Raw genomic sequence first — 19,099 nt, 5'->3', positions numbered from 1 at the left:
AGGTCGCCATTTATGGCGACCTTTTAACATGACTACCCGTTAAACGCTTCCGGATCCGGCCCCAAACGGTTACCGCTATCCAGCTTACTGATCTCACTCACTTCCGTTTTATCCAATCTAAAATCAAATACCTGGAAATTCTCACGAATACGTTCCGGGGTAATCGACTTCGGAATCACCACCAAACCGCTATCCAGATGCCAGCGGATCACGATTTGTGCCGGCGTCTTGCCATACTTTTTCGCCAGCTCGCGGATAATCTCCTGATCGAATACGCCTTTCCCGCCTTGCGCCAGCGGGCTCCAGGATTCGGTTTGAATCTGGTGCAGCGCATTCCACGCATGCAACGTGCGCTGTTGCAGCATCGGATGCAGCTCAATCTGGTTCACTACCGGCGACACACCGGTTTCATCGATCAAACGCTTCAGGTGCGCCTCGTGGAAGTTACATACGCCGATGCTCTTGGTTAAGCCCTGTTGCTGCAGCTCAATCAAACCTTTCCAGGCTTCAACGTAGTTGTCTTTTTCCGGGCACGGCCAGTGCATCAGATATAAATCTACCTGCTCCAGCTGCAACTTCTTCAGGCTGGTTTCCATCGCCTGCTGCCAGTTGGTTTGATCGTCGTTCCACAGCTTGGTAGTGATAAAAATGTCTTCGCGCGGCACGTCGGTCTCTTGCAGCGCTTGCCCAACCGCTTCCTCATTTTTATAGATAGCGGCGGTATCGATGGAGCGATAGCCGACCTTCAACGCTTCCAGGATGGCGTTTCGCGCATCCTCAATGCTCGCTTGCCAGACGCCGAGGCCAAGCTGCGGCATCATGTTGCCGTCGCGCAATTTAATAATGGGTTGCTCTGCCATAGTTGCTCCTTATCTGTTGCAGTGACTTACCGTAGAAAAGATGTGCTTAAGTCTAGTCAACAAACCTCACCTCAGGATCATTGTGGCAAGCGGGCGGCACTTTTGCCTGATGGATTTCTGCAAAAATCTTGCCTGATTCTCCAGAATGGTGGAGCTTTGCACAGCCTTACGGCAAACTGACTTTTTTGCTGCCCGAGAGAGATGCATGCCAAACGACGCCCTTTGCCGCCAGCTGGCGCAGCGCGTAGTTGCGCTGATGAGTGACCTGCATAAGCCGCTGTGCGCGGTAGAAAACGTCAAGCTGATCTACGCCTGCGAAACCTTGCCACGTACGCCGATGATGTATCAACCCGGCATTGTGATTCTGTTTCAGGGGCGTAAAACCGGTTATCTCGGCAGCACGGTTTTTCACTACGACGCCACCAAATATCTGATGCTCACCGTGCCGCTGCCGGTGGAGTGTGAAACCGAAGCCACGCTGACGGAGCCGCTGGCCGGCATGTGTTTAAGCGTGGATGTTGCCAGCCTGCAGGATTTGCTGATGGATATCGGCGATGACGAGCAGTTCCAGCCACAGGCGCAAACCTCCGGCATCCATTCGGCGTTTATGAGCGAAGAGATGCTGTGTGCGGCGGAACGCTTGCTGGATGTGATGAACAATCCGCGCGACGCCCGCGTGCTCGGTCCGCAGCTGGTGCGCGAGATCATCTATTACGTATTAACCGGACCGATTGGCGGCGCGCTGCTGTCGCTGGTCAATCGGCAGACGCAGTTTAGTCAGATTGCGCGCGCGCTGCGTCGCATCGAAAGCCACTTCGCGGAAAGCCTGAGCGTCGACATGCTGGCCGCCGAAGTGAACATGAGCGTTTCGGCGTTTCATCACAACTTCAAAGCGGTGACGCAAACCTCGCCGCTGCAATACCTCAAGCGCTATCGCCTGCATCAGGCGCGCCTGATGATGCTGCAGGATGGCATGAAAGCCAGCGCGGCGGCGGTGCGCGTCGGTTATGAAAGTCCATCGCAGTTTTCGCGTGAGTTTAAGCGCTATTTTGGCGTGACGCCGGGAGAAGAGGCGAGCCGCGTGCGTCAAACCTTACCGTTTGACGCCGCGTCGTAATCAGGAAACTTTCTGCCGGCGTTTTTTCCAGATCACCACAATGCTGCCGGCCAGGCCGATAAACAGCAGCGCGATCGGCAGAATCATCAGGATCGCCATCACCTGATCTTCATGGCGCTTGATAAAAGGCACATGGCTGATGCCGTAGCCCAGCGTCACTACAATCCCAACCCACAACAAACCGCTCAGCCAGTTAAACAGCTGGAAGCGACCATTGTTCAAACCGGAAATGCCGGCCATGGTGGGCAGTAAAGTGCGCACAAAAGCGAGGAAGCGGCCAACCAGTAGCGCCATCAAACCGTGGCGATTAAACATATTCCACGCGCGTTGGTGATATTGCGCGGGCAGATGCAGTAACCAGCTTTTCACCAGTTTGGTGTTGCCGAGCCAGCGTCCTTGCAGATAGCTGAGCCAGCAGCCGAGACTGGCCGCCGTGGTCAAAATCACAATCGTCGGCACGAAATCCATCACACCTTTGGCGACCATCGCGCCCGCCAGTAACAGCAGGCTATCGCCCGGCAGGAATGAGGCGGGCAGCAAACCGTTTTCCAGAAACAGCGTTAAAAACATCACGCCGTAAACAATCCAAACGACATCCGGATTGCCTAGCGCGGCAAAATCCTGATGCCAAAGCGCCTGGACAATCTCATGTAAAACACCCATCAGCTATTCCATCGAGTCACAAGGAGTCTAATTTTAACCTTCTGTGGCATCGTATACGTTGATCTCTCATCGCCGCCACAGCATGGTTTATCTTCTGTTTAACTTCTTAAACGTGCAAAACCGGCTTTAAGGTCATCCAGCAAGTCATCGACATGTTCGAGGCCGATATGCAGACGCACCAAAGTGCCGTCAAAATCCACGCCGCCCGCCGGACGAATCGCCGCCAGCTCTTCAGGCTGATTTGCCAGAATCAGTGATTCATAGCCGCCCCACGAATACGCCATGCTGAAATGGTGGAAGTGATCGAGGTAATTTGCCAGCTGCTCACGACTCAGTTTTTCATGCAGGATGAAAGAGAACAAACCGCTGCTGCCGCTGAAATCACGCTGCCAGAATTCATGGCCTTTACACTGCGCCAGCGCCGGATGATTCACGCGCGCCACTTCCGGCTGCGTTGCCAGCCATTCGGCCACCTGCAATCCGCTCTCTTCGTGCTGACGCAAACGCGTGCCCAGCGTACGAATGCCGCGGCTCGCCATATAGGCGGTATCGGCATCGACCATCTGGCCCATCAGATAGGAGTTCTCGCGCAGCTGTGGCCAGCAACGTTCATTGGCTACCGCAGTGCCAATCATCGCATCGCTGTGACCAATGATGTATTTGGTGCCGGCCTGAATCGAAATATCGATGCCATGCTCCAGCGCGTTAAACAGCACGCCCGCCGCCCAGGTATTATCGATCATGATGATCGCATCCGGCGCTTTGGCGCGCACGGCGGCAACAATCGCCGGAATATCCTGCACTTCCATGGTGATTGACGCCGGTGATTCCAGGAACACCACGCGCGTATTCGGCTGCACCAGTTCGCCAATTTCGCTGCCGATGCAGTGGTCGAAATAGGTGGTGGTGACGTTCAGCTTACTGAGAATTTTCGAGCAGAAATCCTGCGTCGGTTCATAGACCGCGCCGCTGACCAGAATATGGTCGCCGGCTTCGACAAAGGACAAAATGGCATTGGAGACCGCCGCCGCACCGCATGGATAGAGCGCGCAACCTGCGCCGCCTTCCAGCTCGGTCATGGCGTCTTGCAGCGAGAAATGGGTGAGGGTGCCGCGACGACCATAAAACAGCTCGCCTGAAGCGCGACCGGCGGTAGCACGTTTCTTGTCGGCGACCGTGTCAAAAACCAGGGATGAAGCGCGTTGAATTACGCTGTTAACTGAGCCTTGAGTGTAACGTTTACTGCGTCCCGCGCTGACAAGCGTGGTGTCTATTTTCTTCGTTGCCATCACTGCTTTTCCTGACATTTCCCACAAAACATCCACGTTACCACGAATCAGCGTAGTGGGTTGAGCCTGATTGTGGATTATCAGAGTGAGGCCAGTATTGCGCATAACATCAGCTAAATTGTGGAAATTGCTGGCCTCTTTGCTTTGTAAATAGTAATGAGAACCACTATCACTTCGGGCGTTTTTTTTGCTATGATCCGCGCTTCAATCGTGAACTGTGCAACAGAAGTTGGAGATGCAGCGTGGTAGCCAGTGATTTGATGCAAACGGATCTCTCCGTTTGGGGCATGTATCAGCATGCCGATATCGTTGTAAAGATTGTGATGATTGGCCTGTTACTGGCTTCCGTTGTCACCTGGGCAATTTTCTTCGGTAAGTTTGCTGAGCTGAGCGGGGCGAAGCGTCGCCTGAAACGCGAGCAGCAAGCGCTGGGCGAAGCCCGCTCGTTAAACGATGCTTACCGTGCTGCTGAAACCTTCAAAGCCAACAGCCACAGCGCTGTGCTGCTTAACGATGCGCAGAATGAGCTGGAGCTGTCTGCTGGCACCGAAGATCTGGATGGCATTAAAGAGCGTACCAGCTTCCGTCTCGATCGCCGCGTGGCCGCATTCAGCCGTCATGCCGGTCGCGGTAATGGCTTCCTCGCTACCATCGGTTCCGTTGCGCCGTTTATCGGTCTGTTTGGTACCGTTTGGGGCATCATGAACAGCTTCATCGGTATTGCCAAAACGCAAACCACCAACCTCGCAGTCGTCGCGCCGGGCATCGCTGAAGCGCTGCTGGCCACCGCGATTGGTCTGGTTGCGGCAATTCCTGCCGTGGTTATCTACAACGTCTTCGCGCGCATGATTGCCAGCTACAAAGCGTCGCTGGGCGATGTCGCCGCGCAGGTCATGCTGCTGCAGAGCCGCGACCTTGACCTCGGCAACGTCGATACCGCGAAAGAAGCCAACCGTCCAGCGGCGGCACAGAAACTGCGCGTAGGATAAGTATTATGGCGATGCGTTTAAACGATGACTCGGTCGGCGATGGCGAAATGCACGAAATCAACGTGACGCCGTTTATCGACGTCATGTTAGTTCTGCTGATCATCTTTATGGTCGCCGCGCCATTAGCCACCGTCGATGTGCGCGTTAACCTGCCAGCATCGACCAGCGCACCGCAGCCGCGTCCGGAAAAACCGGTTTATCTTTCTATCAAGGAAGATAAGCAGATCTTCATCGGCAACGATGCGGTTACCAAAGAGACGCTGGTGAATGCGCTGACGGCACAAACCGAAGGCAAGAAAGACACCACCATCTTCTTCCAGGCGGACAAATCGGTTGATTACGCCACCCTGATGGAAGTGATGGATCAGCTGCGTGAAGCTGGCTATCTGAAGATTGGCTTGATGGGTATGGAAACGGTCAAAAAGTAACGTTTCTCAGCTCATCGTAGGGTCGCCATTCATGGCGACCTTTTTTTATATCTGACGCTCAGTTTGTTAATTTATTGTTACGATTGGTCTTATTTTTGTAAACTGCAATGGTGAAGAAGATCACGTTTATTCCTGGCCCGGCACGTTAAAACGGAAGAAAAACCAGGAAGGACAATATGAGCTCGAGTCACTCTTTACAAAAGTCGTCGCAAGGCGGCGCCAAAACCATCTTTAGCGTTACCAGCGGTAACTTCCTTGAGATGTACGATTTCATGGTATTTGGCTATTACGCTACCGCGATAGCCAAAACCTTTTTCCCCGGCGATGATCCCTTTGCCTCTCTCATGCTCACGCTGATGACCTTCGGCGCAGGCTTCCTGATGCGCCCGCTCGGCGCGATTATTCTCGGCGCTTACATCGATCATCATGGCCGTCGTAAAGGCTTGCTGTTAACGCTTGGTCTGATGGCGATTGGTACCTTAACCATTGCGCTGGTGCCCGGATACGCCACCTTGGGTGCCGCCGCGCCGATTCTAATTCTGCTCGGTCGCTTATTGCAGGGCTTTTCGGCGGGCGTCGAGCTGGGCGGCGTGTCGGTTTATCTGGCAGAAGTGGCGCCGAAAGGGCGCAAAGGCTTTTATGTCAGCTGGCAATCGGGCAGCCAGCAGGTGGCGGTAATCTTCGCCGCGCTGCTCGGTTTGGGTCTGAATCATCTGTTGGCGAAAGACGCCGTCACCGAATGGGGCTGGCGTATTCCGTTTGTGGTGGGATGTATGATCGTGCCGTTCCTGTTCTACATTCGCCGCATGCTGGAAGAGACGGAAGCCTTCAGCCAGCGCAAACATCATCCTTCCATGAGCCAGATAATGCGTTCGGTCGGGCAGAATTGGGCGCTGGTGCTGGCGGGGATGTTGATGGTGGTCACCACCACCGTGATGTTCTACATGATCACCGCGTTTACCCCGACATTCGGCAAAACCGTGCTGATGATGAGCGACAAGGAGAGCTTCCTGGTGACGCTGTTTGTCGGCATCTCCAACCTGTTCTGGCTGCCGGTGATGGGTTCTTTGTCGGACCGCGTTGGCCGCCGTCCGCTGCTGATTGTCTGCACCATCTTGATGATACTAACCACTTGGCCGGTGCTGCATTGGCTGGTGGGAGCGCCGACCTTTGCCCGTCTGGTTGAAGCCGAGCTTTGGCTGTCGTTCCTGTATGCCAGCTACAACGGCGCGATGGTGGTTTATCTGGCTGAGATCATGCCAGCAGAAGTGCGTGCATCGGGCTTCTCACTCGCCTACAGCCTGGCAACCGCGCTGTTTGGCGGCTTTACGCCAGCGGTGTCGAGCTATTTGATTCATGCCACCGGTGATAAAGCGATGCCAGGCGTGTGGCTGTCATTTGCGGCGGTGTGCGGGCTGGTCGGTACGCTGCTGATTGGCCGCATGGTGAAGCAATATCAGTCACGACATAACGCAGCACCTGTCAGCGCATAACCGTAGGGTCGCCATTCATGGCGACCTCCTCTCTCAAAACGACACATCCACCACCACGCTATCGGTGTAATTCCCCGCCGCTGGCGTATTCTGCGTCGTCAAAATCTGCGCCGTATAGGTAAAGTTGCGCGTCACGGTATCCGCATTCAACGATGTCGAGGTGCTGCTGCTCCAGCGATCGGTGCCGGTCGGTCCCCAGCGCGAGGTGGTGGTGGTGCCTTTGTAGATGTCATACGCCAGCCGGTTGGTTCCGCTCGCCATCTGCCGCGTGGTGCCGCTGTAGTAACTGCCGTTGCTCAGGCCCACGGTATAAGTGCTGCCCTTCGAACACACCACGTTAATCGTCTGCTGTACGGTTGAGAAACTGCCCACTAAAGGCGCACTGCCAAAACTGACGTTCGGCGCAGTGATGGTGGTGCAATCGTTGGTAACCAGCAGATTCACGGTAATCGGCATCGCCGTACCGGTGCTGGACTGCACCGTTCCCACGCACAGTCCTGCCACATTCAACCCGGCACAAACCGTATAACTGACGGTCAGCGTGATGGTGGTGGTATAGGTGCCGGCGGCGATCACCTGCCCGGTAAGGGTGCGGAAGTAGAGCGGAATGTTGAAGTTGAGGGTGTTACCCAACGCCAGCAGTGATGCGGAACTCCAGCGATAGCTGCCGCCCTGCTGTAATTCGGTGGCACAAGTGCTGTCGATACACAGCTGTATCGGAATGTTATCGGTGCCGCCGCTAGCGGTTTTCAACACGGCGCGTGTGCCGCTGAGGTTAGAGGCGGTGGTAAAGGCATAGGTGATGTTATCGGAGCCCAACAGCGAAAGCGTACCTGAGCCGCAATTCACGTTGGTGGTGCTGGAGGTGTTATTCACCGTCGAAGCCACTGAAAATGTGGTGACCGAGCCAAAGGTCGCAGTAGGCGCCGATAAGGTACAAAGCGCATAGCTGGTACCTGGCAATATAAATAGCGCCAGCAGGATCAGAAGCTTTCTCATGGTGAAATCCCTGACTGTGAATTATCCGCGCTGCTCACCGCTGAGCCTTGCGGCGGCGGTGGCAGCGGGCAGGTAAGCGGGCCGTAGGTTTCCAGCGCTTTTGGTTGGCCGTCGGTGATGTCCAGTTGCGTATCGCAACTGCGTCCATCTGGCGTCACCACGTGAATCGGGTTACTGGCAGCGAGATCTTCCATCCACACAATGCCGTCCCAGCCGACATATTCGGTGGCCTGATTCGGACGTAGCACCTGGCTGGAAATCGGCAGCGGCTGATGATTGCTGTCATGCAGTACTACGCTGGCGGCGCGTAGGCGCTCGACCGGGAAGTTGAGCAGATAACCGCTCTTTCGCTTCACCGCAAAGCGCTGTTCAACCTTCGGCGCGGTGCGATCGGCAGGCAGATCCAGCGTATCGATATCGTACTTCGCGCCGTAATAGCTGCTGATTGAGGGCACCAGCAGATAGCCTTGTTTGTCAGTGCGACCCATGGTCTGGTTTTCATAACGCACCGTCACGTCGGGATAATCGGTTTTCACCACCACAAAGGCATCGTTGATATCGTTGGCAGCGAACACGCGGTTATCCATCAGCACCACAGAGCCGGTGAAATCGGCCCATTGCGTGGTGTTGTCGTTATCGCCGTAGAAACCGGCTGAAGTATCAATTTTGTTGTTGCGATAACGCAGACTGGCCTGGCGATAATCGCCGCTGTCGCTGCCCTGATTGGCCCATGCAGCATCGTAGGAGAAGCCACCATCGGTTGGCATGGCGCGCGATACATACAGACGCTGGCTGTTATTGCCCTCCTGATCGCGTTCGGTGCTGACCGAGGCGCTGCTCTGCTCGCCGAATGGGATGACCAGCGAAATCGCGCCGCTCCAGTTGCCCTGCTCCTGATCGCGGCTGGCGGAGATGTACAAACTGCTGTTACCCCATAGATTTTTACTCCACGACAGATTCAGTAATCGTGTGCGGTCACCGTTGCCGCCGGAGATATCAAAATAGGCCAATCCCAGGCTGCCGTAATCATTCAGCGACACGCTGGCAGTGTACTGCGCGCTGCGTCGTGCCAGCGAATAGCTGGTGTTCGCGCTGTCACCGCGACTGCCAACCAGCGCGAGGTTGCCGAAATCGGCACTGCGAATGATGTGCTGAGTTCCGAGGCTGAACCAGCTGTTGTTGTACTGATAGCCCCAGCTGTATTGCGTACCAGGATTGCCGTCCATCTGGCTTTGTGCCAGCGCACCATTCACCACGCCAAAACTGCCGAGCTTCACCAGGCCACCTGCACCGCCCATCGCCACGCTGTCGCTGCCTTCTGCGTGACTCTCCAGCGTCAGCCAATCGTTGATACCGTAGCGATACGAACCGCTGACCGCCGCCGCTCCATAATCAAAATTGTTTATGCCGTAGTTTTCGCGAATGGCACCGGCGGAAAAGGAGTAATCGGATAACCCGGTTTTCAGCAAACTGCTTGAGACGTAAAACGGCAGCGTGGTGGTGACTTGTCTGCCTACTGCATCGGTGGTGGTGATCACCGCATCGCCTGCACCGTTAACGAAAGGTACATTAGTGAGCGACCACGGACCCGGCTGCACATCGGCCTGCGTGCTGCGGTAACCATTAATGAACAGATCGACCGAAGAGGGCACCGCCGCCTGGCCGGAAAACGCCGGCAGCGGATAGGTCACCAGATCCGGACGCACGCTGAAGTCGCGGCCAATCTGCACGCCTCCCAGCCGCACGCTGTTGCTCCAGCTCAACGCATCAGTAACCAAATCGCCGGCGCGCCAGCTGATCGCCGCATTCTCGTTTTCATTACTGAACCAGGTGTCGTAGCGGATGTAGCCTTCCTGCTGACCGGCAACGCCACCTTCGAGTTGCTGCACGTAAACACCGTTGGTAGAAAACTGCCCAACCGGGCCAAAGAAGCGCAATTCGTTCCAGCTTGAGAGGCGCGAACCGGCGTTATCGGTGCGCGTGGCGTAGAAGTCATAATTGAGCAGGGCGCCGTTGCTGGCGCGGCCGGGAAATCGCGGTGCATTCTGCAGTTGGCCAATGGTTTGACCCGGCAGCCAGGCGGGCGGCACCGTCAATAACAGGCGCTGGCGTCGTTCGTCATACTCCACTTTCGCTCCGCTCAGTTGATTGATATCGATCTGCTGCCCCTGCAGTTTCTCGGCCGGAATACCGGCGCGTTGCAAATCGCCGCGTCGCAGCCAGAAATCACCGTTCTTGCGTTCAACCGGCACGATGTCGCCGCGTTCGCCTTGATTCACCACCAGCTCCAGCATGTATTGCTGACCGCTGGCGTTATTCTCCAACGCAGGCGGCGGTGGCAGTTCGGAGAAAGTTTCCGCACTGCTACTCATCGGACTGATACAGAGCACGCTGGCAACGGCCAGCGCGCAGGGATGCGGCGTTAACTTCATCAACGCGCGGCAGCGCTGCTCCAGTGGCCTTTATTCATTTCGGCCGACAGTTCACCGCTCACGCTGCTGGTTAACGGCCAGCGATTGCTGCTGTTGGCCAGCACATAGCCAAACAAGCCGTTGCCCATTTTGCGTCCGCCAATGGTGACATTGCTTAACCGTGCATGACCATTACCGTGATTGGTCAGCTCCAGCCAGCGCTTGCCGCCGCTGTTCACTTCCTGCCAGCTCAGCTGCGGTTTCGCCGTATCACGCGTGACGCCGTCGCCATAAATGAACAGCGGTACTGAGTAGCGCATCTGGAACGTGAGTCCAGCCTGATTCTCGCCCGGCGTGCGCGGCGTGGGGATCTCATCCAGCACCACGCGATAGGACATTTCACGTCCGGCTTCGGGCGGCGTTTGCTTGATTAAACGCACCAGCTGCTTTTGCCCTGGCTCCAGCCGCACCATCGGCGGGCTCGCCACCACTTGCTGCTGGGTTTGATACTGCTCCTGACCGTTGACCTGCTGCCAGCTGAAGATACGCACCTGCATCATGGTGGTGGCATTGCCACGGTTTTCCAGCCACAGCTCGCTGGCTTTATCTTGCGGATCGATTGCCGGATCGATCGGCCACACCATCAGTGAATTGGCGGCGTGTACCGCAGGCGTTAGTGCCACGCATAACAACAGAATCAGGGCGCGCAGGTTCATCATCATTCATCCTTCTTATTGACGCCGTCACCAACTCAGCGTGACGGTTAAGGTGTCGGTATAAGTCCCGGCGCGCGTGGGGCCGGGCAGCGTTAATAAGCCGTAAATCGGCAAAGTGATGTTATTGGCATTGCTGTAGCTCAACGCCACAGCGCTACTCACGGGGATTGCCACGGTATGTGCGGCATTCGTAAAGAGGCTGTAAGCCACGGTATTGGTGCTACTGGTATTTTTGAGGTTGCGCGTGGAGGTGTAATTGTTGCCACCGTTAATGCTCATGCTCACGGCGGTGCCTGGCGTGCAGGCGAGAGTGATAGTGGTACTTTGCACATAGCTAGCGCTGACGCTGTTGGAAGCCACGCCAGACTGTGTTCCAAAATCAAGCGTGCCAAAGACCCCGGTATTGGTACCGGAGACAACACAGCCTGCCACTACTGATGCTGAAACCTGAAACGTTGCAGTGGGCAACCCCCAGGCGGAGACGCTCCCTATCAGCAGGGCAAGGCCGCCTGCACTGTGCATCAACCGCTGCACCACGGCCACCCTGATTATCCTTTCCCTCAGTAATTCACCGCCACGTTAATGGTGTCAGTGTAAGTCCCTGCAGGGATCAGCGGGTTAAAGCCGCCGCCCACCACGCGACCATAAATGGCGTAGTTGGTACCGAGCGTCGGATCCGTGGTGCCACTGGCGGCAATATTGGTGTTGTTGGCGATAGCAGTGGTAAAGGCGGCGTCGCTATACAGCGTATAGGCAATGCCCTGCGTATTGTTGGAGCCGAGGATCAGGTAGCGCGGCTGGCCGCTCACCGTGCCGTAAATGGTCGCCGGAGCGGCATTACTGCTGGTGACCTGCACGTTAAAGGTTTGTCCGGTGGTGCAGCGGACAAAGATGCCGTTACCCGAGGCGCCGACCAGCGTGGCGTTGAGCGTATCAAAGGTGGCTGCGCTGCTACCAAAGTTCAGGGTACCGAAGTTCACCCCTGTTGTTGCCGATTGACCGTTCACTAAACAACCGGTGGTCAGCGTCAACGTTGCATTGATGGTTCCCGTTGTGGTGGCGGCAAAAACAGCAGTAGGGGCTAGCGCGGCGCTTAGGCTAGTAGCCACAAGAAAAAGCTTGAGTTTCATAATCATTCCTTACTGATTATCCAAGGTCAGTGCTTTTTCACCTGGTCATACATTTATGGAAATACATCCGAAATCAAACAAGAGCCGCAATCGGCTCGACAGCGTAAGCGCCTGCCATCTAAGAAAAATCCTAGATGGTGGATTAATGATTTATATCAGTTTTCTTTACTATAGATCAGCAAATCGGCCCTTGTACGCCGATGGTTCAATTTTTCCCTAATCAATTCACACTTTTCGCCGATAACTCAGTAATCACAAGGGGTAGCGAGCGGTTAAAAAAACTAAACAGCCGATGATTCCTCCCTCTACCGCGCGCTTCGGTTCAATGTTATGTTCGTGCATTAATCAGATATTATTAATTTTTCGCTTAACGACTGACGATGAAAATAAAAAAAATCCGCACGACGACTCCAGATTTGTCTGGATCGACTTTTTGTTGAGTTTCGCCGCAGGCGGTCATTAATCGCCCTTGATCGGCGCTTTATCATCCTTGTTCTAATTTGACGACACCGCACCTGCTCCGAAGCGGGTGGAATTTAGGAGCGCACATGCTGCTGGTTACCTGGGATAGCGTTCTGGTTACCGTTTCACTGATCGTGGCCTTCATTGCCGCGTTTACCGCCTTAGATACCGCCGGGCGCGTAGCCGTTTCACACGGCTGTCTGGCAAAACTGTGGTTGATCGGCGGTGGCACCGCGATGGGCATCGGCGTGTGGGCGATGCACTTTATTGGCATGCTGGCGATGATGATGCCGATGACCATGCGCTACGACGTCGAGCTCACCGCCATCTCATTACTGGTGGCGATTATCACCGCCATCTTCGCCTTTGCCCAGGGCGTGCAGGGCAGTCATCTCACCCGCCGACGCCTGGTGCGCGGCACCCTGATCATGGGCAGCGGCATCATTGTCATGCATTACCTCGGCATGAACGCGCTGATGATTGAAACCCCCATTAACTGGAATCTGCCGCTGGTGGCGCTCTCGGTGCTGATTGCCTATGCCGCATCGGGCGCGGCGTTATGGTTGGCGTTTCATCTGCGTCAGGGTGAAAGCCTGTTGTTACTGCGCGCCTGCGCAGCGTTGGTGATGGGGATTGCGATTGCCGGGATGCACTACACCGGCATGGCGGCAGCAGAGTTTGTTATGCCGGTGAGCATGCAAAATCACGGTGCCAGTGAAGAGGGACTGGCGGTGTGGGTCACGATTATCACGCTGAGTATTCTCGGGCTGATGTTGCTGATTTCGATGCTGGATGCGCAGCTACGCGCCGCGCGCCTCGCCGCCAAACTCAAGCGCGCTAACAGCGAGCTGCGCCAGCTGGCGATGCATGACAACCTCACCGCGCTGCCGAATCGCGTGATGCTGGAGCAGCAACTCACCACGGAGATCAAACAGGCGACGTTGCAGGATGAGAATTTTGCGCTGATGTTCATGGATCTCGATGGTTTCAAAGCCATTAACGATACCTGGGGCCATCACGTCGGCGATCGCTTATTGATTGCCGTAGCCGATCGTTTGCGGGATGAACTGAGTGAAGAGATTCTGCTGGCGCGTCTGGGCGGCGATGAATTCGTGCTGCTGTGTCCGCAATTCCATCTTCATCAGGCCACCAAACTGGCACAGCGGCTGGTACAGGTAATTGATGCGCCTTTCGATCTCGATCGCTATTCGCTGCGCGTCTCCTTGAGCGTTGGCATTGTTATCTTCCCGCTGCACGGCCGCAGCCAGCAGGAATTGATGTTCAACGCCGATTCCGCCATGTATCACACCAAACACAGCGGGCGTAACGGCTGGTGCCTGTTTGAACCGGCGATGAGCGCGGTGGCGCAGCATCAGTTGGCGCTGGCCAACGATCTGTGGAACGCGCTGGAATATCAGGAGATGCGCCTGTTCTATCAGCCAAAATTCCGCGCGGGCGGCACGGTATTAATCGGCTTTGAGGCGTTGCTGCGCTGGCAGCACCCGCGTCGCGGGCTGCTGATGCCGGATATGTTCCTGGCGCGCGCCGAGAAAACCGGGCAAATTGTCGCGTTGGGTAACTGGGTAATCAACGAAGCCTGCCGCCAGCTCAGGCAGTGGCACGATGAAGGTAACGGCGACTGGACGGTGTCGGTCAATCTCTCAGCTCTGCAATTCCAGCAGCGCGATTTGATTGAGAGCCTGCGTCAGGCGTTGCACCACCATCAGATCCCGGAAGGGGCGTTGATGCTGGAAATTACCGAGAACATCGCGATGCGCGATCCGCAGTTCAGCCAGCAGCGCATTGCCGAGCTGCATCGTCTTGGGGTGAAAGTGGCGATTGATAACTTCGGCATCGGCTACGCCAACCTGCTGCATTTGAAACATCTTGAAGCCAGCGAGCTAAAAATCGACCGCGCCTTTATCAACAGTTTGCGCGCCGGCAGTGAAGACGCCACGGTGGTGACCGCGATGTTAACGCTGGCGCAAACGCTCAACCTGCGCATGGTGGCGGAAGGCGTCGAGACCGAAGAGCAGCAGCGTTTGCTCACGGGTTTAGGCTTCGACACGCTGCAAGGTTATCTGCTCGGCAAGCCCACGCCAGCCGACCGCATCGGTGAATTTACCGCTGCGCTTACCGTGCCGCTGGCGTTTAGCGATAACGTGGTGCCGCTGGCTGGCGCGCAATAAACAATTTTTATTTTCTTCCGCATCGGAAGGTTTCATCGTTCAAAAACTCAGATCGGCAGTTACGCTGCCGATAATTCCTACAATAAAACCAATAGATCTCACTTTTAACAACAACACCACAGCTGACTCAAACCGGCTTTTACTTGGGAAATCACTATGTTAGTGACTTCGTACGACTCGTTTACCGTCATCGTCTCGATCCTGGTGGCAATGCTGGCCTCGTTTACTGCACTAGATATGGCAGGACGCGTGGCTTCCTCAACTGGCAAGGTGGCGCTGGTTTGGTTATTTGGCGGTGGATTCGCTATGGGCGTCGGCATCTGGGCGATGCACTTCATCGGCATGCTGTCGATGAGCGTCGATATGGTGATGAGCTACGATCCCGCACTTACCGTCACCTCCATGGTGGTGGCGGTGCTGGCGTCGGTATTTGCGCTGTGGTTAGTGTGTTCAACGCCGACCTTGCCGTGGCCGCGACTGTGCGGTGGCGCCTTAGTGCTGGGTTCCGGCGTGGTGGCGATGCATTACACCGGCATGGCGGCGCTGATGTTTGCGCCTGGCATTACGTGGAATTGGGGTTGGGTGGCGGCATCGGTAGCGATTGCGCTGGTGGCGTCGGGCGCCGCGCTCTGGCTGGCGTTTAACCTGCGCGAAGGCCACGGCCGTGTCACCGTGTTGCGTTTAGGCGCCTCGGTGGTGATGGGCTGCGCGATTGCGGGTATGCACTACACCGGCATGGCGGCGGCCAACTTCCCGATGCACAGCCACGCGACGCAAATGGGCGTTAACAGCAACTGGCTGGCGATTGTGGTGACAGTGGTAACGCTGGCGATCCTCGGCATTACCTTGCTGGTATCTATGCTCGATGCGCGTCTGCAGGCACGCACCTCAATTCTTGCCCACTCGCTGGCCGAGGCCAACCGCGAGCTGGCGCAGCTGGCGCTGCACGATAACCTGACGCGCTTACCCAACCGTATTTTGCTGGAAGATCGCCTCGAACAAGCCCTCAATAAAGCCAACCGTGAGAAGTCGCAGTTTGCGCTGATGTTTATGGATCTCGACGGCTTCAAAGCAGTCAACGACGCCTTTGGTCACCACGTTGGCGACAATCTGCTGATCGGCGTCACCGAGCGCATGACCGAACAGATGAAAGGGCACTACACGCTGGCGCGCATGGGCGGCGACGAGTTTGTACTGCTGCTGGAAATTGATGAACCCAACGATGCCGCAGCGGTCGCCGATACGCTGGTGAAAGCGGTGGATCGTCCGTTCGATATCTCGCGCTATGAGCTGGTGGTGTCGCTGAGTATTGGTATTGCGGTCTATCCTGGCGATGGCAAAGATGAGCGCGAGCTGATGTTCAATGCCGATGCCGCTATGTATCACACCAAAAACAACGGCCGCAACGGCTACACCTTCTTCCAGCCATCGATGAACACGCTGGCGCAATCGCAGTTGCAGCTGAACAACGATCTGTGGCAAGCGCTGGACAACGAAGAGTTACGCCTGTTCTACCAGCCAAAATATTGCGCGCCGAGCGGTCCGATCCTTGGCTTTGAAGCGCTGTTGCGCTGGCAGCATCCTTCACGCGGCTTGCTGGCACCGGACGCCTTCCTGCCGATGGCAGAAAAGACCGGCATGATCATTAACATCGGCAACTGGGTGATCAACGAAGCCTGTCGCCAGCTGCGTTCCTGGCATCTGCAAGGCCATCCGCACTGGTCGGTGGCGGTTAACCTCTCGGCGCTGCAGTTTGAGCAGAATAACCTGGTCGAAACCGTCACCGAGGCGCTGGCGCAGCACCAGATTCCGGCTGAACTGCTGACGCTGGAAGTGACCGAAACCACGGCGATGCGCGATCCGGAAGAGAGCGTGCGTATCCTCACCGAACTCACCAACATGGGCGTGAAGGCGTCAATTGATGATTTCGGCACCGGCTACTCCAGCTTGTTGTATCTCAAGCGTTTACCGGCCAGCGAGCTGAAAATCGATCGCGCCTTTGTTAACGAACTGCAGGCGCACTCCGAAGATGCCACCATCGTTTCCGCTATTGTTGCGCTGGCGCAGTCGCTGCACCTGAAAGTGGTGGCCGAAGGGGTGGAAACTCAGGATCAGCAGGCGTTCCTCACCGGCTTGGGCTGCGATACCTTGCAGGGTTATTTGCTGGGTAAACCAGTCCCGCCGGAGCGTATCGCTGAGCTACCGAATTTCTACGAAGAAGTGTTAGAGCTGGAGCGCATGCCTTAACGCCGATTCATTCCCTCTCCCGCTTGCGGGAGAGGGTTAGGGTGAGGGAAACTAGCCGCCAAATCCTCTACATCGGAGTTAGGGTGGCGAAATATCAGCAGTTGGTGGAGCAGCTTCGCACGCAAATCGAGGCCCGCATCTGGCCACCGGGCGAAAAACTGCCGTCGTTACGCCAGCAGGCGGAGCAAAGCGGATTAAGCCTGATGACGGTAATGCACGCCTATGAAGTGCTGGAGAGTCAGGGCTGGATCGTCTCAAAGCCGCAATCTGGTTACTACGTGGCACCGCGCGCCGCCGAAAGTCGTCCTCGGCTGCCAACCCAGGAGATTGCCAAAACCGATCAGGCGGATACCAACAGCTTCGTGTTTGACGTGCTGCAAGCCACGCGTAATCCCGCCATCATGCCGTTTGGCTCCGCCTTTCCCGATCCTGAACTCTTCCCGCAGCGCCAGCTGATGCGCTCGCTGGTTAAAGTCTCACACAACCTGAAGCCCACCGATGCACTCAACAACCTGCCGCCAGGTAATGAAGCGCTGCGTAAAATTCTGGCTCAGCGCTATGCGCAGCAGGGCATTACGCTGTCGCCGGATGACATCGTCATCACTAACGGTGCAATGGAAGCGCTCAATCTGAGTCTGCAAGCGGTCACTGAACCTGGCGATTGGGTGATCCTCGAAAACCCGTCGTTTTATGGCGCGCTGCAGGCGATTGAACGTCTTAAGCTGAACGCGATTGCCATCGCCAGCGATGTGGAGCACGGCATGGATCTGCAGGAGCTGGAGCAGGCGCTACAGCGCTGGCCGGTGAAAGCCTGCTGGCTGATGACCAACCGACAAAATCCGCTCGGCTTTACCCTGAGCGCCGAGCGCAAGCAGCAGCTGGTGGCACTGCTGGCGCGCTACAACGTAGCGATGATTGAAGACGATGTGTATGGCGATCTGTATGAAGGCACTGACAAGCCGCTGCCGGCCAAAGCCTTTGATCGCGACGGCAACGTGCTGCACTGCGGCAGTTTTTCGAAGAATCTGGTGGCGGGATTTCGCGTCGGTTGGGTGGCAGCAGGACGACACGCGCAGCGCGTGCAGCGTATTCAGCTGATGAGCACGCTGTCGACCAGCGCGCCGATGCAGCTGGCGCTCGCCGATTTCCTCAGCACGCGCAGCTACGATACCCATTTAAAGAAGCTGCGTCAGACGCTGGCAAAGCGTAAGCAGCTGGCGCAACAGGCGCTGCGCCGCGTATTACCTGCCGATGCCAGCATCAGCGACACGCCGGGCGGCTATTTTCTCTGGGTTGCGCTGCCTGCGCACATCAACACCACAGAGCTCTATCATTTGGCGTTGCAGCAGGGGATCAGCATCGCGCCAGGCCAGCTGTTTTCCAGCAGCGAAGGTTTCAGCCACTGTTTCCGCTTTAACACCGCCTGGCCGTGGGATGCACGCGCCGAAGCGGCGGTTGAGACGTTGGGAAAACTGATCGCCAGGCTAAACGGCTAAACGTGGGCCGCCTGCTGGTGGCCCCAGGTGAGATAGTAGACGTCGTAGAAATCCACTTCACCTTTCTGCTTCATCAGACGATCAATGCCGCTGCGCACGCGATCCGGCGTGTGCGGATTATCGAGAATTTTGTCCAGCGCCTGCTGCGAAACCGGCTGCACGTAATACCACTCGCCGTTGTAGCACACGCGCAGATCCAGCGTATCGATATCTTCGAAGCGGTATTTCGGGTTGATATCCATCAGCATCAGCACGCTCATCACCACCACAAACGCCGTGGCAAACCAGAAGGCTGGCCAGCCGAGCATGTCGGTTGAGAAGATCAGCGCCACGCACAGCGCGTAGCACAGATACATGATGGCCCAGAGTCCCGGATGGGTTTTGAGGAAGGAAAAGCTAAAGCGCGGCAAATTATCACGCTGTCCTTCGCGGTTCAGCGTGGCGATTTCGTCGAGCAGAATTTGTTTGATCGCGTCCATTGTTCACCTCTAATTATCACTGCCTGCCAGTAAAGCACATAACAGTGAAGCGAATTAGAGACAGATTTGGTGTGATTTTTTATAACAGTTGAGGTGCGCATGAATGCGCACCCTACAAAAACCGTATCAAA

At 56.1% G+C, this 19,099-nt stretch carries 16 protein-coding genes; 7 read left to right on the top strand and 9 right to left on the bottom strand.

Annotated features, from left to right (window positions below; all coding sequences use genetic code 11):
• Positions 1-32: 32 nt before the first annotated feature.
• Positions 33-860 carry a 2,5-didehydrogluconate reductase DkgA gene (dkgA, locus tag ACXIZX_RS15895; RefSeq protein WP_061720570.1) on the bottom strand — a complete coding sequence of 276 codons (828 nt, stop codon included), beginning with the start codon at positions 858-860 and terminating at the stop codon, positions 33-35.
• Between the two features lie 205 nt (positions 861-1,065).
• Here dkgA and ACXIZX_RS15890 point away from each other — a divergent pair, with 205 nt between their 5' ends.
• Positions 1,066-1,977, top strand: coding sequence for an AraC family transcriptional regulator (locus tag ACXIZX_RS15890; RefSeq protein WP_061720571.1), 912 nt, complete (start codon positions 1,066-1,068; stop codon positions 1,975-1,977).
• Here the strand turns inward: ACXIZX_RS15890 and ACXIZX_RS15885 are convergent, their stop codons facing one another.
• Together ACXIZX_RS15885 and metC are read right to left on the bottom strand one after the other, a co-directional pair.
• Positions 1,978-2,640 (bottom strand): DedA family protein, encoded by a 663-nt coding sequence (locus ACXIZX_RS15885; RefSeq protein ID WP_061720572.1) that lies wholly within the window; start codon positions 2,638-2,640, stop codon positions 1,978-1,980.
• A gap of 98 nt (positions 2,641-2,738) precedes the next feature.
• Positions 2,739-3,929, bottom strand: coding sequence for a cystathionine beta-lyase (gene metC, locus ACXIZX_RS15880; protein WP_061720573.1), 1,191 nt, complete (start codon positions 3,927-3,929; stop codon positions 2,739-2,741).
• A 260-nt stretch (positions 3,930-4,189) separates the two neighbouring features.
• On the opposite strand from metC, the gene exbB reads away from it, so the two are divergent.
• The 3 genes from exbB (at position 4,190) to tcuC (ending at position 6,839) form a co-directional block, all read left to right on the top strand.
• The gene (exbB, locus tag ACXIZX_RS15875; RefSeq protein ID WP_071531643.1) at positions 4,190-4,918 is read left to right on the top strand and encodes a tol-pal system-associated acyl-CoA thioesterase; all 729 of its coding nucleotides are present in this window, start codon (positions 4,190-4,192) and stop codon (positions 4,916-4,918) included.
• Positions 4,919-4,923: 5 nt separating this feature from the next.
• Positions 4,924-5,346, top strand: a complete 423-nt coding sequence (gene exbD, locus ACXIZX_RS15870; RefSeq protein WP_008103349.1) for a TonB system transport protein ExbD — start codon at positions 4,924-4,926, stop codon at positions 5,344-5,346.
• 176 nt (positions 5,347-5,522) lie between these two features.
• Positions 5,523-6,839, top strand: coding sequence for an MFS transporter (gene tcuC, locus ACXIZX_RS15865; RefSeq protein WP_008103347.1), 1,317 nt, complete (start codon positions 5,523-5,525; stop codon positions 6,837-6,839).
• 33 nt (positions 6,840-6,872) lie between these two features.
• On the opposite strand, the gene ACXIZX_RS15860 is transcribed toward tcuC, so the two are convergent.
• Genes ACXIZX_RS15860 through ACXIZX_RS15840 form a run of 5 tightly spaced genes read right to left on the bottom strand, consistent with a single transcriptional unit; the run spans position 6,873 to position 12,095 of the window.
• Positions 6,873-7,838: a Csu type fimbrial protein gene (locus tag ACXIZX_RS15860; RefSeq protein ID WP_479404510.1), complete on the bottom strand. Its 966-nt coding sequence runs from the start codon at positions 7,836-7,838 to the stop codon at positions 6,873-6,875.
• Positions 7,835-10,270, bottom strand: coding sequence for a fimbria/pilus outer membrane usher protein (locus ACXIZX_RS15855; RefSeq protein ID WP_479404886.1), 2,436 nt, complete (start codon positions 10,268-10,270; stop codon positions 7,835-7,837). The genes ACXIZX_RS15860 and ACXIZX_RS15855 overlap by 4 nt, the downstream gene beginning before the upstream one ends.
• A complete protein-coding gene (locus tag ACXIZX_RS15850) occupies positions 10,270-10,968 on the bottom strand; it encodes a fimbrial biogenesis chaperone (protein ID WP_179452132.1) in 699 nt (232 codons plus the stop codon). Before ACXIZX_RS15850 ends, ACXIZX_RS15855 begins: the two co-directional genes overlap by 1 nt.
• Before the next feature lie 24 nt (positions 10,969-10,992).
• Positions 10,993-11,487: a Csu type fimbrial protein gene (locus ACXIZX_RS15845; RefSeq protein WP_154155515.1), complete on the bottom strand. Its 495-nt coding sequence runs from the start codon at positions 11,485-11,487 to the stop codon at positions 10,993-10,995.
• Between the two features lie 38 nt (positions 11,488-11,525).
• Entirely contained in the window at positions 11,526-12,095 is a 570-nt protein-coding gene (locus ACXIZX_RS15840; RefSeq protein ID WP_008103338.1) for a spore coat protein U domain-containing protein, read from the bottom strand.
• A 548-nt stretch (positions 12,096-12,643) separates the two neighbouring features.
• On the opposite strand from ACXIZX_RS15840, the gene ACXIZX_RS15835 reads away from it, so the two are divergent.
• The 3 genes from ACXIZX_RS15835 (at position 12,644) to ACXIZX_RS15825 (ending at position 18,489) form a co-directional block, all read left to right on the top strand.
• The gene (locus tag ACXIZX_RS15835) at positions 12,644-14,746 is read left to right on the top strand and encodes a putative bifunctional diguanylate cyclase/phosphodiesterase (protein ID WP_479404509.1); all 2,103 of its coding nucleotides are present in this window, start codon (positions 12,644-12,646) and stop codon (positions 14,744-14,746) included.
• Positions 14,747-14,902: 156 nt separating this feature from the next.
• Complete coding sequence (locus tag ACXIZX_RS15830) at positions 14,903-16,993, top strand: putative bifunctional diguanylate cyclase/phosphodiesterase (RefSeq protein WP_479404508.1); 2,091 nt, start codon at positions 14,903-14,905, stop codon at positions 16,991-16,993.
• Positions 16,994-17,076: 83 nt separating this feature from the next.
• Complete coding sequence (locus ACXIZX_RS15825) at positions 17,077-18,489, top strand: aminotransferase-like domain-containing protein (protein ID WP_179452135.1); 1,413 nt, start codon at positions 17,077-17,079, stop codon at positions 18,487-18,489.
• Here the strand turns inward: ACXIZX_RS15825 and ACXIZX_RS15820 are convergent.
• Positions 18,486-18,968: a YlaC family protein gene (locus tag ACXIZX_RS15820; protein WP_008103330.1), complete on the bottom strand. Its 483-nt coding sequence runs from the start codon at positions 18,966-18,968 to the stop codon at positions 18,486-18,488. The genes ACXIZX_RS15825 and ACXIZX_RS15820 overlap by 4 nt on opposite strands.
• Between the last annotated feature and the right edge of the window lie 131 nt (positions 18,969-19,099).

Source organism: Candidatus Pantoea symbiotica, assembly GCF_056491525.1.
The sequence above is the reverse complement of the archived record's forward strand: the minus strand, read 5'-3'. Positions and strand labels throughout refer to the sequence as shown.